Annotated in this window: 23 protein-coding genes, 1 other RNA gene and 1 other annotated feature; of the genes, 6 read left to right on the top strand and 18 right to left on the bottom strand. The window is 44.0% G+C overall.

All coding sequences use genetic code 11. From position 1 onward, the window contains the following. Positions 1-9 precede the first annotated feature (9 nt). The 11 genes from B4J50_RS01845 to hpf all read right to left on the bottom strand — a co-directional run bounded on the left by B4J50_RS01845 (position 10) and on the right by hpf (position 11,223). A complete protein-coding gene (locus B4J50_RS01845; protein WP_286847667.1) occupies positions 10-210 on the bottom strand; it encodes a hypothetical protein in 201 nt (66 codons plus the stop codon). 157 nt (positions 211-367) lie between these two features. Then, positions 368-1,135: a transporter substrate-binding domain-containing protein gene (locus B4J50_RS01850; protein ID WP_024822087.1), complete on the bottom strand. Its 768-nt coding sequence runs from the start codon at positions 1,133-1,135 to the stop codon at positions 368-370. A 46-nt stretch (positions 1,136-1,181) separates the two neighbouring features. Then, the gene (locus tag B4J50_RS01855) at positions 1,182-2,399 is read right to left on the bottom strand and encodes an argininosuccinate synthase (protein WP_024822086.1); all 1,218 of its coding nucleotides are present in this window, start codon (positions 2,397-2,399) and stop codon (positions 1,182-1,184) included. Positions 2,400-2,453: 54 nt separating this feature from the next. Then, positions 2,454-2,678: a binding site (T-box leader), on the bottom strand. A gap of 68 nt (positions 2,679-2,746) precedes the next feature. Then, on the bottom strand, positions 2,747-3,529 hold the full coding sequence (surE, locus tag B4J50_RS01860) for a 5'/3'-nucleotidase SurE (RefSeq protein WP_024822085.1): 783 nt from the start codon (positions 3,527-3,529) through the stop codon (positions 2,747-2,749). 27 nt (positions 3,530-3,556) lie between these two features. Then, on the bottom strand, positions 3,557-4,162 hold the full coding sequence (locus B4J50_RS01865) for a site-2 protease family protein (RefSeq protein ID WP_024822084.1): 606 nt from the start codon (positions 4,160-4,162) through the stop codon (positions 3,557-3,559). A 5-nt stretch (positions 4,163-4,167) separates the two neighbouring features. After that, complete coding sequence (locus tag B4J50_RS01870) at positions 4,168-6,783, bottom strand: CBS domain-containing protein (protein ID WP_286847668.1); 2,616 nt, start codon at positions 6,781-6,783, stop codon at positions 4,168-4,170. Continuing rightward, positions 6,780-7,661, bottom strand: coding sequence for a dephospho-CoA kinase (coaE, locus tag B4J50_RS01875; RefSeq protein ID WP_024822082.1), 882 nt, complete (start codon positions 7,659-7,661; stop codon positions 6,780-6,782). Before coaE ends, B4J50_RS01870 begins: the two co-directional genes overlap by 4 nt. Next, on the bottom strand, positions 7,621-9,603 hold the full coding sequence (locus B4J50_RS01880) for an ATP-dependent helicase (RefSeq protein ID WP_286847669.1): 1,983 nt from the start codon (positions 9,601-9,603) through the stop codon (positions 7,621-7,623). Before B4J50_RS01880 ends, coaE begins: the two co-directional genes overlap by 41 nt. Continuing rightward, positions 9,594-10,259 (bottom strand): hydrogenase nickel incorporation protein HypB, encoded by a 666-nt coding sequence (gene hypB, locus B4J50_RS01885; protein WP_286847670.1) that lies wholly within the window; start codon positions 10,257-10,259, stop codon positions 9,594-9,596. The genes B4J50_RS01880 and hypB overlap by 10 nt, the downstream gene beginning before the upstream one ends. Next, positions 10,252-10,605, bottom strand: a complete 354-nt coding sequence (gene hypA / locus B4J50_RS01890; RefSeq protein ID WP_286847671.1) for a hydrogenase maturation nickel metallochaperone HypA — start codon at positions 10,603-10,605, stop codon at positions 10,252-10,254. Before hypA ends, hypB begins: the two co-directional genes overlap by 8 nt. A gap of 78 nt (positions 10,606-10,683) precedes the next feature. Further along, positions 10,684-11,223, bottom strand: a complete 540-nt coding sequence (hpf, locus tag B4J50_RS01895) for a ribosome hibernation-promoting factor, HPF/YfiA family (RefSeq protein WP_286847672.1) — start codon at positions 11,221-11,223, stop codon at positions 10,684-10,686. A gap of 152 nt (positions 11,224-11,375) precedes the next feature. Here hpf and B4J50_RS01900 point away from each other — a divergent pair, with 152 nt between their 5' ends. Next, on the top strand, positions 11,376-12,566 hold the full coding sequence (locus B4J50_RS01900; RefSeq protein WP_286847673.1) for a pyridoxal phosphate-dependent aminotransferase: 1,191 nt from the start codon (positions 11,376-11,378) through the stop codon (positions 12,564-12,566). A gap of 59 nt (positions 12,567-12,625) precedes the next feature. Here B4J50_RS01900 and B4J50_RS01905 read toward each other — a convergent pair whose 3' ends face one another. Further along, positions 12,626-13,606 carry a 2-hydroxyacid dehydrogenase gene (locus B4J50_RS01905; protein WP_414630722.1) on the bottom strand — a complete coding sequence of 327 codons (981 nt, stop codon included), beginning with the start codon at positions 13,604-13,606 and terminating at the stop codon, positions 12,626-12,628. Between the two features lie 246 nt (positions 13,607-13,852). On the opposite strand from B4J50_RS01905, the gene B4J50_RS01910 reads away from it, so the two are divergent. Continuing rightward, a complete protein-coding gene (locus tag B4J50_RS01910) occupies positions 13,853-15,154 on the top strand; it encodes an NCS2 family permease (RefSeq protein WP_286847674.1) in 1,302 nt (433 codons plus the stop codon). Between the two features lie 89 nt (positions 15,155-15,243). Here B4J50_RS01910 and frr read toward each other — a convergent pair whose 3' ends face one another. From frr to rpsB, 4 genes are all read right to left on the bottom strand, one after another. Then, a complete protein-coding gene (frr, locus tag B4J50_RS01915; protein ID WP_024822074.1) occupies positions 15,244-15,804 on the bottom strand; it encodes a ribosome recycling factor in 561 nt (186 codons plus the stop codon). Continuing rightward, the gene (pyrH, locus tag B4J50_RS01920; protein WP_024822073.1) at positions 15,797-16,528 is read right to left on the bottom strand and encodes a UMP kinase; all 732 of its coding nucleotides are present in this window, start codon (positions 16,526-16,528) and stop codon (positions 15,797-15,799) included. Before pyrH ends, frr begins: the two co-directional genes overlap by 8 nt. An 83-nt stretch (positions 16,529-16,611) precedes the next feature. Further along, positions 16,612-17,208: a translation elongation factor Ts gene (gene tsf, locus B4J50_RS01925; protein WP_286847675.1), complete on the bottom strand. Its 597-nt coding sequence runs from the start codon at positions 17,206-17,208 to the stop codon at positions 16,612-16,614. A gap of 23 nt (positions 17,209-17,231) precedes the next feature. Next, a complete protein-coding gene (rpsB, locus tag B4J50_RS01930) occupies positions 17,232-18,032 on the bottom strand; it encodes a 30S ribosomal protein S2 (RefSeq protein WP_024822071.1) in 801 nt (266 codons plus the stop codon). A 228-nt stretch (positions 18,033-18,260) separates the two neighbouring features. On the opposite strand from rpsB, the gene B4J50_RS01935 reads away from it, so the two are divergent. Continuing rightward, positions 18,261-18,608 carry a metal-sensitive transcriptional regulator gene (locus B4J50_RS01935; protein ID WP_024822070.1) on the top strand — a complete coding sequence of 116 codons (348 nt, stop codon included), beginning with the start codon at positions 18,261-18,263 and terminating at the stop codon, positions 18,606-18,608. Positions 18,609-18,626: 18 nt separating this feature from the next. On the opposite strand, the gene ffs is transcribed toward B4J50_RS01935, so the two are convergent. After that, an RNA gene (gene ffs / locus B4J50_RS01940) (signal recognition particle sRNA small type) lies at positions 18,627-18,725 on the bottom strand. Positions 18,726-18,800: 75 nt separating this feature from the next. Further along, the gene (locus B4J50_RS01945; RefSeq protein ID WP_286953890.1) at positions 18,801-19,253 is read right to left on the bottom strand and encodes a YbhB/YbcL family Raf kinase inhibitor-like protein; all 453 of its coding nucleotides are present in this window, start codon (positions 19,251-19,253) and stop codon (positions 18,801-18,803) included. A gap of 176 nt (positions 19,254-19,429) precedes the next feature. On the opposite strand from B4J50_RS01945, the gene B4J50_RS01950 reads away from it, so the two are divergent. From B4J50_RS01950 to B4J50_RS01960, 3 genes are all read left to right on the top strand, one after another. Beyond that, positions 19,430-20,632 (top strand): M20 metallopeptidase family protein, encoded by a 1,203-nt coding sequence (locus B4J50_RS01950; RefSeq protein ID WP_024822068.1) that lies wholly within the window; start codon positions 19,430-19,432, stop codon positions 20,630-20,632. Further along, positions 20,632-21,915, top strand: coding sequence for an amidohydrolase (locus B4J50_RS01955; RefSeq protein ID WP_286847676.1), 1,284 nt, complete (start codon positions 20,632-20,634; stop codon positions 21,913-21,915). The genes B4J50_RS01950 and B4J50_RS01955 overlap by 1 nt, the downstream gene beginning before the upstream one ends. Positions 21,916-22,015: 100 nt before the next feature. After that, positions 22,016-22,741, top strand: a complete 726-nt coding sequence (locus B4J50_RS01960; RefSeq protein WP_024822066.1) for a gamma-glutamyl-gamma-aminobutyrate hydrolase family protein — start codon at positions 22,016-22,018, stop codon at positions 22,739-22,741. Positions 22,742-22,826 lie beyond the last annotated feature (85 nt).

The following is a 22,826-nucleotide window of genomic DNA, read 5'->3' on the forward strand; positions in this document are numbered from 1 at the left end:
TCCCTGAGTTTACCTTCTCCCCCTATCATGAGCAGCAAAATAGCCAATACCCAGAATAACTGCAATCCAAAAATAGCGCAGGCGACCTTGAAAGAAGAGCCCTACTTTTTCTCGTCCAACGAGGGCTGTAAAACTAAACACCACCATGACAAATACAGTAAGTACGGCTAATACCTTGCCCCTTGTAGTAAGCGGTTTTCGTTCTGGCATTCTAAAATCTGTCTCCCTTCTTAGGCGACTATTTTTTAAATATTAACAATAATTGTACACCGTATAAAGCTCTTTGCCAAAAAGCAAAAGCCTGCTAACTAAAAAATTAGCAGGCCATATTTCACACTCTCTACTCTATTGTTTTACCTTCCAAAATCTACTCTTTTTTCGTATTCCATTTCTTATGAAGTTCTGCAATAAACCCTTCCTCATCAAGTTTTGTCAGGACTTCATTTATAGCTTCAAGGAAAAGAGGCTCTTCTTGGCTTACAGCTAAAGCCTGTTTTGCCCCTTTCAGCTCAACTGTAAAAGATTTTTTAAGTTGTCCTTTAAATTCTTCACTATTTATATAGGTTTCTGCCACCGTTTCATCCATGAGAGAGGCGTCAGCCCGTTTTAGGGCTACTTCTCGCACAGCATCGTTAAGTTTAGGGAAGCGCTTCACCGTTACATCCGCAACCTCGGAGATAAACACATCCTGTGTCGTAGCTAGCTGTACTGCTACGCTTTTCCCCTTTAAATCCTCCATGCCATTTACATCAGGGCTATTTGTAGGCAGTACAAAAGCACTGAGACTTACCATATAGGGTTGAGAGAAAGCCACCTTTTTGCTTCGTTCCTCCGTAATGCTGAGAGCAGCGGCTATCATATCAATTTTTCCTGTTAAAAGAGATGGGATAACACCATCAAAGGCCATATCTACCCATTCAACTTTCTTACCCAGCCTTTTCCCTACTTCGTTGGCCAAATCAATATCGAACCCTACAAGAGCTCCCGTCTTATCATGAAACTCAAAAGGCGGATAGGAACCTGACGTACCCGCAACAATAGTATCTTTCTCCATAACTGATGCAGCCTGTGCAAATCCACCCCATAAAACAACCACTGTCACCAACAGAACAAATACCCAACTGTTTTTTTTCATCTATCGTCACTCCTCTCTATTTATGAAAAAAATCTTTACTACATAATTACTGAAAAATCTCTATGGGCATTTTATCTTTATGAACCTGTTTCCACGTCTTCAGCGGTAATCCCCATATTTTAATGAACCCAACCGCTGCCTGATGATCAAAAACATCTCCCTCTGAGTAAGTAGCTATATTCATTTGATAGATCGAACTGGGAGACTTCATGCCTCGAACAACTGCTTGCCCTTTGTAAAGTCGAACTTTCACAACTCCATTTACATATTCTTGCGTCGTGTTTATAAAAGAATCAATAGATTCTTTCAGAGGGGAATACCAATAGCCCTCGTATGTGAGTTCCGCAAACTTTGTCTCCATTTCCTTTTTAGCCGCAAGCACTTTCTTATCTAAAGTTAACGTTTCAAGAGCTTTATGGGCTGTAATTAAAGTTATGGCGGCAGGACACTCGTAAACCTCTCGGCTCTTAAATCCTACGAGACGATCTTCGATCATATCGATACGTCCTACACCGTGTTTCCCTGCAAGATTGTTTAAAGACTGAATCAACGCAATCCCATCCATTTTTTCTCCATTCAATGCTACTGGAATTCCCTTTTCAAATGATATCTCCACAAACTCTTGATGATCTGGAGCATTCCACGGATCCACTGTGAGGATATAGGCATCAGAAGGGGGTTCATTCCAGGGATCCTCTAAAATGCCGCACTCAATGGAACGTCCCCATAGGTTTTCATCAATACTGTATGGAGATGCAGTAGTAGCCAAGACAGGAATTCCGTGGGCCTGTGCATACTCCATTTCAGCTTCTCGACTAAAGTGCCAATCTCGAACAGGAGCCAACACGACAAGTTCAGGGTTTAATGCATTAGTACATACCTCCATTCGCACCTGATCCTGTCCTTTACCTGTACATCCATGAGCAACAGCGCCTGCATTCTCTTTTTTTGCCACCGCCGCCATAGCCTTTGCTATAAGAGGGCGCGAGAGAGCCGAATTAAGAGGATAGGTTCCCTGATATAGAGCATTTGCCTTCAACGCTGGCCACACAAATTCCTTTACAAACTCCTTCTTAAGATCCATAACGTAGGCTTTAGAGGCACCACTATGTAAAGCCTTATTTTTGGCTTTCTCCAGATCTACAGATTGCCCCACGTCAGCTGTCATGGTAATGACCTCATATCCCTGTTCTGTCAGCCACATAGCAGCAACAGAAGTATCTAATCCTCCACTGTATGCTAAAACAACCTTCTTCTCTCCCATATTCTGTTCTCCTCCCTTAATGTCTCAAAAACAAACAAGCCCGTCCCTCTTTTTAAGAGGGACGGGCTTGTAACCCGCGGTGCCACCCACGTTGACAAAAGGGGAAAATCCTTTTGTCCTCTCCTTAACATCTCTACTTGATTCCCCATGGGGATCTTTCTTCGAGATCAGCTCTAGGGTTCTATTCTTCTCCTCCACATTCCAAGAAGACTCTCAGCCTCCGGCCTTCTCTCTCTGTAGGTGTGTTTGGAGAATACTCTTCCCTTTCATTGCCGTATCATGCTTTTTTGTATGAGAAGCATTATACACGACAATGAACTTCTGTCAACTATTTTTTTAAAAAGTACCTAAAAGTTTATTTTTTCAAGGCCATTCCCTGAATACCGCTCAAGAGATGGGTAATGGGTCATGTCCATATGAACAGGTGTAATAGAGACATAGCCGTTGGCAAGAGCCCAGACATCGCAGCCTTCTACCAGCTGATCCTCCGGCTGACCTGAAATCCAAAAATAAACATGCCCCTTAGGATCTTCCAGTTTCGTCACTTTCCCCTCATAAAGCCGGACTCCTTTTCTTGTTACTTTGATTCCTTTTAACATGGCGATCGGAAGATTAGGAACATTAATATTGAGTAACACCCCTTCGGGAAGAGGCTCTTCCTCTAAAACTGCCAGCACTTTCTCCACTACAATAGCGGCTGTTTCATAATGACATTCGCTATCTCGACTACTGCAATTCAGGGATACGGCGATAGCACGACGACCCAGGATAACACCTTCCATAGCCGCAGAGACTGTGCCAGAATAGGTAAGATCATCTCCTACGTTAGGCCCATTGTTAATGCCTGAAATAACCATATCAGTCTCACTTTGAACCTCCTCAACTCCCAATACAACGCAATCGGAAGGAGTACCGTCACAAGCATAAACCTTTTGCCCCGGAATATATGGACTCTGATCAATATTCCACAAACGAAGAGGTCTCGTTAAAGTAATGGCATGACCGACACTGCTTCTCTCTCTATCTGGCGCTACTACAGACCATAAGAAACCTTTCGATGCTAAATGTTTGGCCAAAGCCATAAGGCCTGGGGCATAGATTCCATCGTCATTAGTCAATAGGATATTCAAATACTTCTTCTCCTCTCATCAATACACTTAAAGAATCCATCGTATGATGGCATAAGAAATGGGGCTCATAATAGCCGGGATAATACCTAACCCCAAAAGGACCATGAGAATAATAAAACCATAGCGTTCAAGCCAAAAATATTTTTCAATCCAACGGGGCGGTAAGAAGTAATAGAGTATTTTTGAACCATCGAGAGGAGGAATAGGGATAAGATTAAACACCGCGAGTCCCACATTTATAGCTACCATGAGGAACATGAAAAGGCGTAAAGCTGGATTCCCAAGAAAGAAATAAGGAAAAAGCCGTACTAAAAGACCGCAAAACATGGCGCTTGCCAAGTTACCAGCTGCTCCAGCAAGGGAAACAAGAACTATATCCCGTCGAGGGTTTTTAAAATATCTTGGGTCAATAGGAACAGGTTTCGCCCATCCAAATCTGAAGAAAAGGAGCATAAGAGCTCCAATAGGGTCTAAGTGCGCTAAGGGATTAAGAGATAACCTCCCAGCTCTCTCTGCTGTAGGATCTCCAAGAAGGTACGCTACATAACCATGACAAAATTCATGAAAGGTTATAGCCCACAATATAGCAGGCAAACTCAACAATAATTCAGCAATAGGTGGAAAACGGAACATCCCTCTCACTCTCCTTTAGGGAAATGGGTTTCAAGCCATATCAGCTCTTCTTCTCGAGATGGTAGCTCCTCATCAAGGCAACTATCCTTCAGTTTAGAAAGGATACGCCCCAGGCTAGGGCCCCCTTTATATCCCATCCGGATCAAATCCTGTCCAGTGAGGCTGCTATGCGTACTGTGCAGTCGAGAGAGATACAAAAGTATTCGCCGACGCACTCTCCATCTCTCTGTCGCTGCACTCCAGAAAAGGGCTGCTACTGGAGAAACTTCCTTTAAATAGTGATAAATTTCTGAGTTTTTTCTAGCGGCTCTTCCTCCGAGCTCTTGATCAGCTGTACGAAGCCCCTGAAGAGACTCCTCCATAATTTCCCGCTCTTTAGGAGACAGGTTCAAGCGATCTAAGACAGAAAATTGAAGACTCTCAGACGACTCCATAACAAGAGCTGCGAGGAAAGCAAGCCACTCTGCTCCCTTAAAATCTGGGAAATCTCTGGAAATGCGGATAAGAAAAGCCGAAAGGCGACGGAATGTACGAATAACTACATTTCCAATCCGTATTCCTGGAAATAAAATATCCCAAGCTCCTAACTCGGCCATTCGTTTCATTCCCGGATAAGGAGCTTTTTCCTGAAATAAAAGTTCCAGCTCGCTTCGCAGACGAAACCCGGACAACCTCGAAAGGAGCCCCCCCCTCAAGCAACTTTTCAGAAGGCGCAACGTATTATCCTCCATGCGGAAACCAAGCCGTTGTTCTAAGCGAATTCCACGAATAACGCGAGTTGGATCCTCTACGAAACTTAAGTTATGCAAAACCTTCAGTACCTTTTTCTTCAGGTCTCGGCGGCCACCAAAATAATCTATCAGAGTTCCCCATGTATCAGGGGTAATGGAAATAGCCATGGCATTAATAGTAAAATCGCGGCGATACAGGTCGTGTTTCAATGAATCACTTGCCACTTTGGGTTGGGCGAGGGGATATTCATAAAACTCCCGTCTCGCTGTTGCCACATCAACCTTCATTCCATCAGGGAAAATAAGCGTTCCTGTTTTATAACGTTCATGAACAGAAACTCGACATCCCTCCCAATCCAGACTTTTCAAAAAATCCACCGCGCTGCCTTCCACCACCACATCTAAATCGAGACCCTCTCGGCCCAACATAAGATCCCGTACAATTCCGCCCACAATATATGCTTTCATACCAAGGGTCTGCGCACGTTCTCCCAGTTTCTGCAATATAGCCTGTTGTGGGGGTGCCAGTCGAACCATCAACAGGTCGGAAAGATCGGCCGACCATGGAAGCTCTGAAGCTATTTTTCGCTCTTCCGGCGGAAGGGATTCTGGATAAAGTGCGCGAACAAGATCAGTGCGAGTTACAATACCAACAAGAATCTTCCCATCCAAAACAGGCAATCTTCCTATATTGTGAAAAACCAGGATACGGTGAGCTTCCGCTATAGATGCCTCTTTTGAAATAGAGATAACACCCTCTGTCATAAATTCTTTTACAAGAGCCAGGCCAAAACCGTGAAGTTGAGCCTTATCAAGGTCCTTTCGGGTAATAATACCTATTAGAGTGTCTCCTCGTACAACCGGAAGGGCTGAATGTCCATAACGAATCATGATTCTATATGCATCATTCACTGAAGAATCAGGTTCTACCGCCATGACAGGACTTGTCATAATGTCTTCAACGGTTAAGCGAGGTTGAATGGATTCCTCTAGTTTTTTCTCAAGGCTCTCTAGAATAGAGAGCGGACGAACATTATGAAGCGTTACAGACGAGGCCTGAGGATGCCCCCCTCCTCCCAGATGAGCTAAAAACTGAGAAACATCAAGCACCTTCTCGTGACTTCTCGCCACTACATATGTCCTCTTCTCCATCTTAACAGCAGCCAAGGCTACATCCGCATCGAAATAGTCTCGAAGCCGATGAACGAAAAGGGATAACCCATCTATATATATTGGGGAAGAGGTAAAAGAAAGTACAACCCTGGCCCCGTTAATATAGCGAACCCATGCATTTTCAATTAATAAGTCGAGAATTCGCCGCTCCGAAGCAGAAAAGCTCATTTCAATATGGGAAGGAATAATAGTCAAATCGGCCCCTATCTCTTTAAGCCGAGATATAGCAGCAAAATCTCTTTCAGTCGTTCCCCCGAAAGTCAGTCCGCCTGTATCTTCATATATTCCCATAGCGAAAAGCGTCGCTTCTTGAGGCGTAATGGGGATTTGCCGTTCAAAAAGAATTTCAACCAACAAGGTAGTAGTGGCACCTATAGGATCTATAACTATCAGCTCTCCGTCAATATCATCGGCGGAGGGAGGATGATGATCATAAACATGAACAATAACATCTTTTTTCCCCAAAAGAGTTGCGAAAGGACCGATGCGCGACCGGGAACGGGTATCAACTACAATGAGCTGAGTAATCTCATCTTTCCTAATTTTTCGGGGAGTCACAATAGGCCAGCGACGAGGAAATTTTCGCAAAAAATCCCGAACCGTCCGGCTTGTAGAGCCAGAAAGAGAGAGTATGGCGTCGGGATAAAGTTTCGAAGCGGCAACCATACTTGCTATGGAATCAAAATCGTTCCCCATATGGCTCGTTATAACTTTCAACCGTTCATTTCCTCCACTAAATCATTTCGAAGGGCCGCTGATAGACGCGGAACATGAAGGAGCTCCACTTCATTCACGCCCTCGTTTTTCAGTAGTTCCTCTACAAATCTCCAGTAAAATTCACAAGAATAAGCTCGCAACAAATAGCGCTTTCCCATAGATAATCGACCATTTTGCATAAGAGCATTGACTAAAGGCTGCACCTCCACCCTCGAAGCCCAGCCAGAGGCTCCCAGGCGAACAGCCGCACGGCGAAGACTCTTTTCATCAGAGCTATACGCCTGAATAACACAAAGAGCCGCCATTTTTTTAAACGCAACGGCATATCGCAACAAAGACTCTTCAAGACTCTCTAAAGACCCCTCATTCTGTATCACAAGATCAGCCATAGCCTGTTTTTCTTCAGTATTCATAAGGAAACGCTCTCGACGTTCTATCTCTTCCTCATTCCATCCACGCGAAACGTTCCGAGAAAGTCTCGTTGACGTAGATGCCGTCACATACACTGTATAATCTACCCACCACGGCACACTATTCTCAAAAAGGAGCGGAATCTCTGCTACAATCCATCCTCGAAGAGCAAACATCCGACGTTCCATCTCTTTACGAACCATAGGATGGAGAATAGAACAAAGCCACTCGTATTCTTTGGGGTCAGCAAAAATACGAGAAGCGATCTCTGATGGATTGATGCTGCCATTATGATAAAAAACGCAACTTCCCCATCGCTCTTCCACTCTTTTTAGGACTCTGGGTTCTTTCCATATTTCATGGATTATACAATCTGCGTCAATAATAGAAGCCCCGTGATTTTTCCAAAGACCAGCGACAGTAGATTTACCAGCCCCTACGTCTCCTGTCACGCCCAAAACCAGCATAGGACATCTCCTCCTCGCCTTGGTCTTCAACTTCTTTATTCCCGTCGGGAATCTCCCAAAGGAAACGAGACAAGCCGTTTCTGAAAACAGAACCAAAAAGCCGGCGACTCCGTGCTCCTGTCATGTAAAGTTTTTCTTCCGCACGTGTCATACCCACATAGCAGAGCCGACGCTCTTCTTCAAGGCTTTCTTGGTCTTCCATACACTTAAAATGAGGGAAGATAGCTTCTTCCAGCCCCACAAGGAACACTACTGGAAATTCCAATCCTTTAGCCGCATGAAGTGTCAAAAAGTTTACTGCACCTAAATCTCCCAAATCCGTAGTTTCCAGATCTGTAAAGAGAGCCACCTCCGCCAGCACTTCGGCAAGATCCCCCCCTGATGAAATGAGAGACCCCAGCTCGCGGATGTTTTCCACTCGCTCTTCCCATCCTTCAGGATCATCTTTTTTCAGTTGCTCCTGATAACCAATGCTGTCAAGGATATAAAGCAACACATCCTGGAAGTTTTGGGATTTCTTTAAAATAGCCGACATATGAAGAGCTAGTTCCATAGCCCCTGCACGTGCTTTCCCCGAAAGGGTAAGCTCTTTCCCCTCCTCTATGACCGCCCAAATTTGATGGGCTTCCATTGCAGAAAGAGAACCGAGAGTTTCACCCAGCTTTTCCAGGCTTTTCTTTCCAAGCCCTCGCGCCGGGACATTGGCTACCCTTGACAAAGAAGCCAAGTCTGCCGGATTCACCGCGAGACGCATATAAGAAAGCATGTCTTTTATTTCTTTTCTGTCATAAAACGCCGTACCCCTCACAACACGATAGGGAACGCCTCGTTCTATGCATTTCTGCTCGTAAATTCGGCTCATAGCATTAATGCGATAAAGAATTGCCATATCGCCATATTTATATCCTTGAAAATCATGAAGCTTTTTTATTTCCGACATAATAAATTCAGCTTCTTTATATTCGTTAGGTGAAAGAAGGACGTGTATTTTATCTCCCATATCCCGGGCTGTCCACAGATTCTTCTTCCTGCGCCGCTCGTTGCTCATAATCACTGAGTTTGCAGCTTTCAAAATATTCCCGGTGGATCGATAATTCTGATCTAAGACCACCACTTTCGCAGCAGGAAAATCTTTCTCAAAGTTAAGGATCATGGTCATATCAGCCCCTCGCCATCCATAAATAGATTGGTCTGGATCTCCTACAACCATAATTCGACCTGAAGTACCTATAAGACGGCGTAAAAGAAGATATTGAGGTTTATTTACGTCCTGATATTCATCGACCAAAATCCAATCAAGCCGTTCCTGCTCCCTCTTTCGAAGGTCACTATCAACGGTTAAAAGATGGAGGGGAAGGACCAGGAGATCATCAAAATCTATAGCATTCTGCTTCCTCAACTCTTCATTGTATAGGCTATAAACTTGATGTTCTATGCCCTCCAACCCTAAAGGCTCTAAAGTTTTAGGATTTCCTTCTGTTTTTGCCTTCGAAATTCTGTCAAGAACATGGGATGGATCAATTTGTTTCGGATCGAGGCGCAAATCCTCCATTACTTTTTTCACAAGAGATCGGCTATCGTTACGATCAAAAATAGCAAAACCTTTTTTGAGGCCAAGAAATTCTAGCTGGTCGCTATTTCGAAAAAGGAAATGAAGGCCATAAGAATGGAAAGTACTTACTTGCATTATAGCCGCAGAATCTCCGATTAGAGATATTACACGCTCTTTCATTTCCCGGGCTGCTTTATTCGTGAACGTTACAGCAAGTATCCCCCGCGGGGAGGCATATCCCTTATTAATAAGGTAGGCTACTTTATGAGTTAAAACTCTTGTTTTGCCACTTCCTGCCCCAGCAAGAACGAGTAATGGGCCGTCGCAATAAGAAACAGCCTCCTGTTGCCGCGGATTCAACTTCTCTAAAATAGGGTCATTTACAGACATTCAGAACGCTTCTCCTTTAATAATTTCTCCACCAAGGATACCCACTTCTGAATACCCTTGCCTGTCAACGCTTCTATCTCAATACATTCTACATTGGGATTTAAGTGAAAAAGATCATTCTTATATAAATCCATATCAAAGGGAACGTAAGGGACGAGATCTACCTTTGTGAGAAGAACAGCTTTGGCTTCGGAAAACAGATGCGGGTACTTCAAAGGTTTGTCAGCACCTTCTGGAATACTGCTCACTGCTACTTTCCAGTCCTCACCTATATCAAATTCTGCGGGACAGACTAAATTCCCCACATTTTCTATAAAGATCACATCAATATCTTCGAGAGGCAACTCTTCGAGAGCTTTTTTCACTAAATTCGCCTCAAGATGGCATCCCCCATGAGTGTTAATCTGAATTGAAGGAACTCCCAACTTTGAAAGACGTTCCGCATCTCGAGAAGTGGCTATATCACCTTCAATAACAGCAAAAGAGAAGGGAGCTTTATCTTTTGTCGCTTCAAGTAGCGTAGTTTTCCCGGCCCCTGGGGACCCTATAATATTAATAACCAAAAGACCTCGACGAGACATCTCTTTTCGAATCTGCAGGGCATACTCTTCATCAGCTGCCATAACGGACTGTTGAATCTTATAGATTTTAGCCATGTTCTTCTTCCACCTCCACTGACTCTATATCCAACTCCATACCCGACAAAACGTCAACATCCAAAGAGCCACAATGAGGACAGACAAAATCCATTTGATCTTCTCCCCATTTTTTGTCACATTTTTTACACTTAAAACTCATGGGAATCTCTATGATCTCCATTTTAGCCCCTGCAAGAGGTGTATCTTTTGTGGCGATAAGAAACACAAAAGACATGACATCAGGGATCACTTGCCTCATAGCTCCAACGTGAAGAGTAACCTTATTAATATGATTCCATTTATGAGATTTTTGTAACTCTAAAAGAGTCTCTATAATGGATTCAACCAGAGACATCTCGTGCATAGAATCGCCCCCAGTCGGGATGTATCAGAAAAAAAGGCCCCCGCAGGGGCCTTTCATACCTTTCTAAAAGTCGCCCGATCAATCGATAGGCTCGAGAAGACCAAACCCCCCGTTTTTCCTTCTATACACCACGTTTACCGTACCTGTTTCCACATTCTTAAAGAGGAAAAACTCATGTCCGAGAAGATCCATTTGCATCGTAGCCTCTTTAGCTGTCATAGGCCGTAGAGGGAATCTTTTTACTTTGACTATTTCTTCTTCTACGAGGGGAACAGTTTCAACTTCTGGGAATCCCTCTAGATTAAAAGAAACATCGTGTGTCTTGAGCTGTGCTCTGTCTTTGAGGTAGTCGTTATGGCGCTTAATTTGACGTTCGATATTTTTCATGGCCTTATCGAAAGCTTTCCTCATATCAGGAGAATTCTCCTCGCTCCTCATAATGACTCCGTTGGCGTTGGAGGTAACTTCCACATTGTACATCCCCCGACCGAAGCTCACCAAAACCTGATTATCAAGGATGCGGCTAAAAAACTTATCCAGCTTTGACATCTTTCCCCTCATATAATCTCGGAGCTCGTCGTCAATAACAGCATTTCGCGCTACAAAGCGTACGTCCATAAACATCCCTCCAATCTACTAGCTCTGATCACAAATATTCTAACATTGTCACAACATATGGGCAATAAAGAGGGCTGGTATCCCCTCCCTCTCATCGGTATAATATCTATTGTAGCTATATCATCACCATCATAATCAGGAGTTGATAGATAATGCACATTTCAGAGCGGGCACGCAGAATGGAACCATCGGCCACTCTCGCAGTAGTAGCCAAAGCCAAAGCCCTCAAAAGAGAGGGGAAACCTGTTATTTCTTTTGGTGCAGGAGAGCCTGATTTTCAATCCCCTGCTTCAGCACTGGAATACGCCCATACCGCTATGGAAAAAGGGCAGACACACTACACTCCGGCCTCTGGGATCCCTGAACTGAAAGAAGAAGTCTGCAACTATTATAAGAGCCACTTTAATCTTAGCTACGAAAGCAATCAGGTTCTCATCGGAGCAGGAGCAAAGCCCCTTCTTTACGAAGCTTTGGGCTGTACAGTGGACCCTGGTGATGAGGTACTGGTATTTACACCTGCATGGGTCAGTTACGTGGAGCAAATTCGCCTTTTTGAAGGCAAGGCTGTGCTGATCGACACATCTGATACAGGATTCGTTCCGGATTTGGAAAGGGTACGAAAGGCTATAACCTCAAAAACACGCTGCATGATGATTAATTCTCCCAACAATCCCACCGGAGCCGTTTACGACGAAAAAACTCTTAAGGGACTTGCTGATTTAGCTATAAAACATAATATTGTTATTATTTATGATGAAATCTATGAACGACTGGTCTATGGAGAGGCGAAGCATCACCAAATTTTGAATCTCTGCCCAGAAGCTAAAGATTTGACGATCATCATAAATGGAGTAAGCAAAGCTTTTGCCATGACAGGGTGGCGTATTGGTTACGCTCTCGGCCCTGCAGAGATTATTGCCAAGATGGGGTCTTTCCAGGGGCATCTTACTTCCAATGCATGCTCTATAGCCCAGTGGGCCGCCCTCGGCGCTCTTAGAGGGGCAGAAAAGGACGTACAAGCCATGCATGGAGAGTTTAGCAAACGGCGGGATCTTATTATCAGTCTTTTGAACGATATGCCCCTCATCTCCTTCCAGGAACCCCGCGGTGCTTTCTATGTTTGGATCGACGTGAAAAACACCTTGGGGAAAAAACATGACAACCGTACTATTACAGATGATGGTTCATTTTGCACGGCGCTTTTGGAAAGTAAATATGTGGCTGGAGTGCCTGGAGCAGCTTTCATGGTACCTGGAAATATGAGGGTTTCCTATTCCAACTCTAGCGAAGAGATTCGGGATGGAATGAAGCGATTAAAAGAGTTCCTAGAAGAACTCAAATAGAACCTTGCAGTTTTTGAGAAAGAGAGAGGCGGTTTTGTGCTGCCTCTCTCTTTTATTTTTTACCTATCCAAAACTTCAGGATTAACTACATAAGCTGGACGTCGCCCTTGCAATGCGTCAATAAGATTTTGAGCTGCCAGCCGACTCATACCTCCACGAGAATCTAAAGTGGCACTTCCCATGTGAGGCATAACCGTAACGTTAGGCAAGGAAAGCAATGGTTCATCTACGGGAACGGGCTCGACTTCAAAAACATCAAGCCCCGCACCCCATAACCACTTCTCTGATAAAGCTTTATACAGGGCTCGTTGATCCACAACCAATCCCCTCGCTGTATTAATAAGAATAGCCGTTGATTTCATCTTTTTAAGCTCTGTTTCTCCTATAAGTCCTCGCGTCTCTGACGTTAAAGGACAATGGATAGAAACATAATCTGATATGCGTAATAATTCATCTAAAGAGGCACGTCTCGCCCCTACCTCTTTCTCTGCCTCTGGTTTAGGAGACGGGTTAAAATATACAATAGACATGCCAAAACCTCGGCCTCGCCGTGCCATAGCTTGTCCAATCTTTCCAAACCCAATAATACCAAGGGTTTTTTGAGCAGTATCCATACCAAGCCACATATCAGGATACCACGTTCTCCATTCCCCTCTCCTCAAATATCCACCACACTCTACAAGACGTCGAGCTACAGCTAGGAGAAGCGTAAAAGCCAAATCCGCGGTGGCATCAGTTAAGACATCTGGAGTATTGCAAATAAGAACTCCATGACGAGTTGCCGCTTCAACATCTATATTGTCGAATCCAACAGCATGCTGACTTACCACCTTAAGATGAGGAGCTTGTTGAAAAAACTCTTCGTCAATTTTGTCAGCCGGCATGGAAAGAAGCCCATCTATAAATTGAACCTCTCGTAATAAAACGCCTCTGTCTGGGGCACCTTCTCCTTCCCACATACGATAAGAGACCTGCCCCTCTAAAATATCTCTGCCCTCTTTCAATATACGCTGACTTACATACACTTTCGGTAAAGCCAAAAGGGTCACCTCCATTGATACTTCATTCGACTTTTATTGTAACAGGATTTTACAACTAACAGATACAACAAAAGGTATATAAATAGTTTTCTACTTTAATTTTCATACTGGGACAGTAGATAAAACTCACATATTCTCTGGAACTCTTTACTTTAGATTGTTGTATTTTATAAAAGTTTGGATTATACTTCCCACTGTCTCTATTTTAACCTTTACAACCTTATTTAAATGGGAGGTTCCTTTGATATGGCTTCATGGCTCGAAAGTTTTTTTAAGGTACGAGAAGCTGGTAGTGATGCTCGTACAGAAATATTAGCTGGAGTAACCACCTTTATGACGATGGCGTACATTATTTTCGTCAATCCTGACATTATGTCAAAAGCGGGAATGCCTTTTGGCCCTGTTATGTCGGCTACGTGTCTGGCCAGTGCTTTTGCCACATTACTTATGGCTTTTCTGGCTAATTACCCTATCGCCCTCTCTGTGGGTATGGGGCTCAATGCTTTTTTTGCTTTTGGCGTAGTCCTCAACATGGGCATAAGCTGGCAAACAGCCTTAGCTGCTATCTTTACTGAAGGAGTTATTTTTGTAGCATTAACTCTCACCCGCATCCGCGAAGAAGTAGTAAATGCTATCCCCACCTCTCTTAAGATCGGTATATCCACAGGCATCGGCTTTTTCATAACTTTCATAGGCCTCCAAAGTGCCGGCATTATAGTGAAAAATGATGCAGTACTTGTAGGGATGGGGAATTTAAAAAGCCCTTCCGCTCTCCTCGCTATTGCCGGATTTTTTCTCATGGTAATCTTGGAAGCTCGTAAAGTTCGTGGGTCTATTCTTTGGGGGATTTTGATTATCACCGCTCTAAGCATTCCCTTCGGCGTAACATCCATGCCTTCAGGGATTATTTCTATGCCTCCTTCCATTGCTCCTATAGTAGGCAAGCTCGATTTTTCTGCTTTCTGGAATGCTGATTTCTGGATTATTGTCTTTACCTTTTTCTTCGTAGATTTCTTTGACACTGTGGGAACTCTGGTAGGAGTTACAAACAGAGCAGGCATGCTTGACAAAGAGGGGAATTTACCACGAGCAAAAGAAGCTCTGCTCGCAGACGCGGTAGGGACTGTGGCCGGAGCCATTCTTGGAACCTCTACTGTCACTTCTTTTGTTGAGAGCGCTAGCGGTGTAGAACAGGGAGGGCGAACTGGACTCACATCTCTCGTTACGGCTATTCTCTTTTTGCTCGCTCTTTTCTTCAGCCCCATCGTAGCTGTTGTGCCACCATGTGCTACAGCCCCAGCCTTGATAATGGTGGGTATCTTTATGATGATGAGTCTCAAGGGCTTCGATTTCGGCGAATGGACAGATATCGTTCCTGCATGCATCGCTATTTTCACGATGCCTTTCAGCTATAGCATCGCTGCTGGAATTGAGTTTGGTGTCATTAGTTTTGTAATTATAAAAATCTGTACAGGACGGAAAAAAGAGATTAGCCCCATGATGTTCCTCCTCTTCCTTGTTTTTATCTTAAAGGAAGTATTCTTCTAAACTATCAGGACACCGCACGTACAATAAAAAGAAGGGCCTCGCTTCGTTACGCGAGGCCCTTTAAAATTAAAAGAGAAAACCCAAATACATTAATCTCCTTCTAAAATTTCCTTATCTTTGTTTTTCAAAATCTCATCAATTTTACGAATATACTCGTCTGTAACATCTTGTACGTCTTTAGTATATTTCCGCTGATCATCCTCACTAATCAGTGAATCTTTTTCCATCTTTTTCAGAGTATCGTTCGTATCACGACGAAGATTACGAATCGCTATTTTAGCTTCCTCAGCATATTTAGCCACTACTTTCGAAAGCTCCATACGCCGCTCCTTCGTGAGTTCAGGAAGGGTTAACCGAATGATCTCTCCATCATTTTGAGGATTAATGCCAAGAGAAGAGGCCTGAATGGCCTTCTCTATCCCTTTCAATATCGACTTATCGAAGGGAGCTATTACAATCTGCCTGGCTTCGGGCACAGAAACTGTGGCAAGTTGCTTAATAGGGGTCTGGGTCCCGTAATAATCGACCTTAATATCGTTCACAAGCCCTGGGTGGGCACGACCTGTTCGAATACCGATATATTCTTCCTTTAGGTGTTCAACAGCTTTCTCCATCTTTTCTTTCATTGTTGAAATTTCTTGTTTAGGCACTATAAAACTCCTCCTTCCCCGTCGAGACTATGGTGCCAACTTTTTTCCCATGAAGCAAGAAGTCGCTCAAATTACCTTTTTTCAAAACATTTAAAACCACTATTGGAATCTTATTTTCCATACATAAAGAAAAAGCCGCCGCGTCCATTATTTCTAATTGCTTCTGCAATGCATCCATGTAGGTTATTCTATGTAAAAGAATTGCGTTTGGGTTTTTCTCCGGATCTTCATTATATATACCATTTACCTTTGTAGCTTTCAACAAACAATCGGCCCCTACCTCAGCAGCGCGAAGAGCCGCCGCAGTATCGGTTGAAAAGTAAGGCGACCCAGTTCCACCAGCGAAAATAACGATTCTCTCTTTTTCAAGATGGCGGATAGCTCGTCTCCGAATATAGGGCTCTGCTATCTGACGCATTTCTACAGCAGTCTGAACCCGAGTAGGAACACCTAGTTTTTCTAATGTATCCTGAAGGGCAAGAGCATTAATAACAGTAGCTAGCATCCCCATATAATCAGCTTGAGCTCTCTCTATACCCATTGTCTCCACATCTCTGCCGCGAAGCATATTACCGCCACCAACAACCATGGCTATCTCTATGCCAGAATTCGCTACCTCCGCTATTTCTTCACATATAGAGCGTATCGCTTCAAAATCAAGCCCAAAAGCCTTCGTTCCAGCTAAAACCTCTCCTGATAGCTTCAGTAACACCCGTTTGAACATGCTCTAAATCCTCCATCTATTCCCTAACAATCAACAAACACAAAAAAGGCGAGGTCCTGAATATCGACCTCGCCCCTGTTTTTTTATTCGCCAATAGCAAATCGGGCGATTTTTCCAACCTTTATATTTTCGCCCAGTTTGGCTATGTTTGCTATAACCAAATCTTTAACTTTCTTATCTCCATCACGGATGTAGGGCTGTTCAAGAAGACAGACTGTTTCGTAATACTTCTGAACCTTCCCTTCCGCTATCTTATCTACGATCTTCTCAGGTTTCCCCTCGTCAAGAGCTTGCTGACGATAGATATCTTTCTCTCTATCCAGAACCTCGATAGGAATCTCTTCAGGATCTATATATAAAGGTGCAGTAGCTGCCACCTGCATAGCCAATTCATGTCCAAGCTCCTGGAACTCATCGGTCTTCGCCACGAAGTCAGTCTCACAATTCAACTCAACCATGGAGGCAATTTTGGCGTTGGTGTGCAAATAGCAGAAAACCCTACCATCTGCAGCTGTACGAGCCGCTTTCTTTGCGGCCTTCGCAATTCCCTTTTCACGAAGGAAATCAATAGCCTTTTCCATATCGCCATTTGTCTCTACAAGGGCATGTTTACAATCCATCATGCCTGCCCCGGTACGTTCTCTGAGTTCTCTTACTGCAGATGCACTAATATCCGCCATGCTTAATACGTCCTCCTTAATTATTATTCTTCTTCGCTATCGTCATAAGTCTCAAGAAGACGCTCTCGAACCTCGATAATGTCTTTTTCGCCAACTTCTTCCTGTCCCTCAGCTGCCTCATGCCCTTCAACTGCGGCATCCACTCCCTGTTTCCCTTCAATTACAGCATCTGCCATGAGGCCAGAAATCAACTTTATAGCCCGAATAGCATCATCATTGCCCGGGATAGGATAATCGATCATTTCAGGGTCACAATTTGTATCGACGATGGCAATCACAGGAATCATAAGTTTCTTAGCCTCAAGAACAGCTATTTCTTCTCTTCGCGGATCGATAAGGAAGAGGGCATCTGGAAGAGCCTTCATCCCAGCGATACCACTCAAATATTTTTCAAGTTTGGCTAACTCTTTTTTGAGAAGAACTACTTCTTTTTTAGGAAGATCCTCCCATGTATCGTTCTCTGTCAAACGACGAAGCTCAATCATTCTGTTGACCCGTTTCCGAATGGTGGAGAAGTTAGTAAGAAGTCCACCCAGCCAGCGCTGGTTTATATAATATTGCCCACAGCGCATAGCTTCTTCTCGAATTGTATCCTGAGCCTGCCGTTTGGTTCCCACGAAAAGAACCGAACCACCATTTTCAGAAATTTCACGTACGAAACTATACGCCTTCTCCAACCCTCTCACTGTCTTCTGAAGGTCAATAATATAGACTCCGTTTCTTTCAGTAAAAATATACGGCTTCATCTTAGGATTCCACCGTCTCGTCTGGTGTCCAAAGTGGACGCCACATTCAAGAAGCTGTTTCATACTTACTACAGACATAGCATATTCCTCCTGATATTTGGTTTTCCCTCCACAAACATCGCCTGGAAGCAGGATCCTTGCTAAACAAAGACACCCCCACCCCCATCAGTTCATGTGTGTGATATGGGCCACCGGACAGTATATCACAAATGAAGATACCCCTTCAACTATTGCAGAAACAACATATACCCTGTATTGTTAGACAGATAAAGATGTGAAAAACATCGCTCTTAAGGAGGATCAACAATGGGTAAAAATTCCCTCGTTAATAAGCTCGACGATATGTCACCAGCAGCAAAAGCAATGTTTAACCGGTTACGAAGAGTTGAAGGGCAACTTCGCGGCATTCAAAGAATGATTCTTGAAGACAAACCCTGCTACGACGTACTCCTTCAGCTTTCTGCAGCGAGAAAAGCCATGCAAAAAGCCTGTATTGAAATATTGAAAAACTACATCAACAAATGTGTTCACGAAGCCCAAGACCCTGACTTGGACAACCTTGAAAAACTCATAGAAGCACTTATTGACATCGCTCCCGCAGGGATGGTTTTCAAGAACGACGAAGATGAAGAGAAGAACGAAAAAAAAGCATAAAAAGAGCGGCCCTCTCCGGGAGATCCAGCTACCTGTGGCACCCAGAACACTCCGCTTACTGCTGCTCCCTCCCGGGCCTGACAGAATTCACGGGGATCTGCCGCACAGGGCTGAACCCCCCGGAGAAGACCGCCGACGGGTATTCTAACAGTCTTTTCTTTTAGAAGCAAGATCTTTTCTGATTATCTATTGTCACTTTCCAAATTTTCCCATGAGTTCTGCCGTCCCAACAATGTGTCCCTTCATTGCCTTTTCCACCGAGTGAATTGAGGCTCCTCCCTTCACACCAAGTTCTATATCCAAAGCATAAAGGGTGAAGATATAGCGATGAACACCGAAAGGAGGTTGCGGTCCATCATACCCAATCTCTCCCCAACTGTTGAGACCCTGTCGTATCCCATCAGACGTTTCGTCGGCCCTCCCCATGTCTGGTGGCAACCCATTATTGTTTTTCGGAATATTATAGACTGCCCAATGGGTCCATATGCCGGCAAGAGCATCAGGATCAAGGCAGAAAAGCACCAAACTCACAGCATTATCAGGCACATCTTCCCACACCAAAGAAGGCGGGATGTTCCCAAAGAGACGCCCATGATGATGGGGAATAGCTGCTCCGTTTTCAAAACTATTACACACCAACTTCATGACGTTCCCCCCTCACTCTCTATATTGACTATATTTTATATTATAAAAAGATGTGTCAACAATGAGAAGCCCGTACTTGTTCGAACATGCTTTATTTTCCCATAAAAAAATTAAAGTTAAATTGTATGATAAAATAAAAAAGTTCCTCTTTATCTCTCCATAAGGGGGTTATTAAAATGATCGAGCAAGTATTGTCTCTGGAAGAACGTTTTCGCTCAACATACCTCTCATATTGGAAAGACATACACACCTATCCCGAACTCAGCGACCAGGAAATTCGAACAGCAGAAAAAGTAGCTACTGTATTGCGCTCTCTTGGACTTGAAGTACGGACAGGAGTAGGAACCACAGGAGTTGTAGGTTTGTTACGAGGCTCTCAAAATGGCCCCACCATCGGTCTTCGAGCTGATATGGACGCTCTCTCCATAGAAGAAAAGACCGGAGTTCCTTTCGCTTCGAAAAATCCCGGAATTATGCATGCCTGCGGTCATGACTCTCACACTGCTATGCTTTTAGGAGCCGCTCATATTCTTTCGGAACTGAAAGGATCCATAAAAGGAGTTATTAAATTTATATTCCAACCGGCAGAGGAAAACAGCCCTACAGGCGGTGCTCCGGGCATGATTCGAGACGGGGTATTGGAAAACCCAGCAATAGATTATATGATTGGAATTCACGTATGGCCTACGTTAAAGACAGGAACAATTGGAGTGCGAGAAGGGGCTATGTCTGCCGCTTCAGATCGTCTTCATATAACTATAAAGGGGAGATCGGCTCACGCCTCCACTCCTCAAAGAGGCATTGATGCCATTGTCGCTTCAGCACAAGTGATCAATGCCCTTCAATCAATAATTTCCAGGAATGTGAGCCCTCTCGATCAAGCTGTTATTACTATAGGAACTATACAGGGTGGAAGCCGTTACAATATTATCCCTGAGGAAGTTTTTCTCGATGGAACGGTGAGAACTTTCGATCCCGGCACACGAGGGAAAATGCCTGAATGGATTACTCGTGCGGCAAAGGGGACGGCAGAGGCCCTTGGCGCAGAAGCAATTGTAGATTATAAATTTGGCTACCCTTCTCTCATGAATAACGTCGAATTAGTGAACAAAGCCAAAGAAGTTATTCGAGAAATTGTTGGAAAAAGGGGACTCATCGACATTAAAATGCCCGACCTTGGTGGAGAAGATTTCGCTTTTTTCAGCGAAAAAGTACCTGCAGTTTTTGCATGGATCGGTTGTTGCCCTCGGGAAGAAGCATGTGAAAAGTATCCTATGCTTCATAATAATCGTTTTATCCCTGATGAATCCGCTCTCCCCTATGGGGTAAAATATTTGGTTTTATCCACTTTAAAACTGACGGAAATGGAGAAAAGATAATGGACAAAGCGTTGACAGAAAAACTTATTTTTTATAGAAGAGATTTTCATAAATACCCGGAAACGGCGTGGACAGAATTTCGCACTGCTTCATTGGTAGCAGAACGCCTTTTTCGATTAGGCTACACAAAACTCCTATTGGGCCGTCAAATTTTTTACATCCCTTCTATCATGGGACGTCCTTCAAAAGACATAATAGATCGCCATGCAAAGAGGGCTCTTGACCAGGGAGGCCTTCGAGAGTGGATAAATAAGATGGAAGGATATCCTGGCGTTGTAGCAATATTGGAAACAGGGCGTCCCGGCCCAGTAGTAGCTCTGCGTTTTGACATGGATGCTGTAGATGTTTCAGAAACGACAAATTCATCTCATATTCCTGTACAGGAAGGTTTTGCCTCTGTTAATCCAGGTGCTATGCATGCCTGTGGTCATGATGGTCATACGGCCATGGGCCTCGTGCTTGCTGAAATACTAAAAAGAGAAGAGAGTACCCTCAAAGGGACAATCAAACTTATTTTCCAACCTGCCGAGGAAGGAGTACGTGGCGCAAAAGCAATGGCAGATAGAGGCATTCTTGATGATTGTAGTTACTTCATTGCCCTTCATTTGGGCATGTCAAATCCTACAGGAAAGCTGACTGCCGGCACACATGGATTCTTATGCACTACTAAGTTTGACGTGAATTTTATAGGGAAAGCATCCCACGCCGGAGCCGCTCCGCAAGACGGGAAAAACGCTCTCCTGGCGGCATGCAGCGCCGCACTGAATCTTCATGCCATAGCTCCCCATTCCCGAGGAATGACACGAATCAACGTAGGGGTCCTACAGGCAGGTGAAGGTCGCAACGTTATTCCGCCCAAAGCTCTTATGAAAGTGGAAACTCGTGGAGAAACGGAGGAAATTGCAGCTTATGTTTACTCTCGGGCAAAAGATATTATAGAAGGGGCTGCAATTATGTACGGAACAGAAAAGACCCTTCAAGAAACTGGCTCCGCCACTACAACACAAAGTGATGGTGAAATTGTGGATATTATTGTCGACGCGGCCCGCTCTATGGGAACCTTTGCAGAGATAGAGAGAGATGCAGCCCCAGGCGGGAGTGACGATGCCACATGGATGATGAAACGGGTACAGGAACGTGGTGGGAAAGCAACATACATAATTCTTGGATCCACCCTCAAGGCCGGTCATCATAACGAATGCTTTGATTTCGATGAAACCGTTCTTCCCATGGGTGTTGATCTTCTTTACACCGTTTTGAGGACCTTAAGCAAAAAACAATAGGACTCGACATAGAGTAACATTTAAAATTTCCTGGAGATATCCTCCTTCCGAAAAATTTTATGTCTGTTATAAACAGGGCTAGAAAAGGAGATGGTCGTTTGTGAAAAAACCTGTTATCGGCATTATTGGCAATATTCTTTTTGAAAAAAGCGAAGATATGCCAGGTCTCGAACGAAATTATGTCAACAGAGACTATACAAAAGCCATAGAAAAAGCAGGGGGGGTACCTGTCATTTTACCTGTAGTAGAAAACTTGAGTTTGGCTCCTTTCCTGATAGAGAGAGTGGATGGCGTTCTTGTTTCTGGAGGTTACGACATAAATCCCCTCCTGTACGGAGAAGAGCCCGAGAGAAAATTAGGATTTGTGTCCGCGTCTGTCGATCGTTCTCAACTTGCCATAATCCAAGCTGCTCTAGAGGCACGAAAACCCTACCTGGGGATCTGTAAAGGAGCGCAGCTTCTTAATGTTGCGTTGGAAGGATCTCTCTACCAAGATATTAGCTGTAAAGACAATTTTTTTGTAAAACATTCACAAGATGCTCCACGAGGTGAAGCCACCCACTCTATAAAGATAGCAACAGGCTCTATTCTCGCATCTCTATTTCCACATGAAATAGCTGTGAACAGCTATCACCATCAGAGTATCAAAAATTGTGGGAAGGGTCTCAAGGTAACAGCACAAGCTGCCGACGGAGTAATAGAAGCTGTGGAAAAAGATGGAGATCCTTTCGTAATGGGGGTACAGTGGCATCCGGAAATGATGCTCTCTCTATCGGATCTTATGCTTCCTCTGTTTCAACACTTTGTAGAAAAATCCTCTCAATAAACGATAAAAAGCGGAGCGGACCTATTATAAAAATCCGCTCCGTTTGTATTCTGTGCTTTTTACATACCCAATCACTGTATGTATC

Origin of the sequence: Aminobacterium sp. UBA4908, from assembly GCF_002398115.1 — a bacterium.
Lineage (GTDB): Bacteria > Synergistota > Synergistia > Synergistales > Aminobacteriaceae > Aminobacterium > Aminobacterium mobile.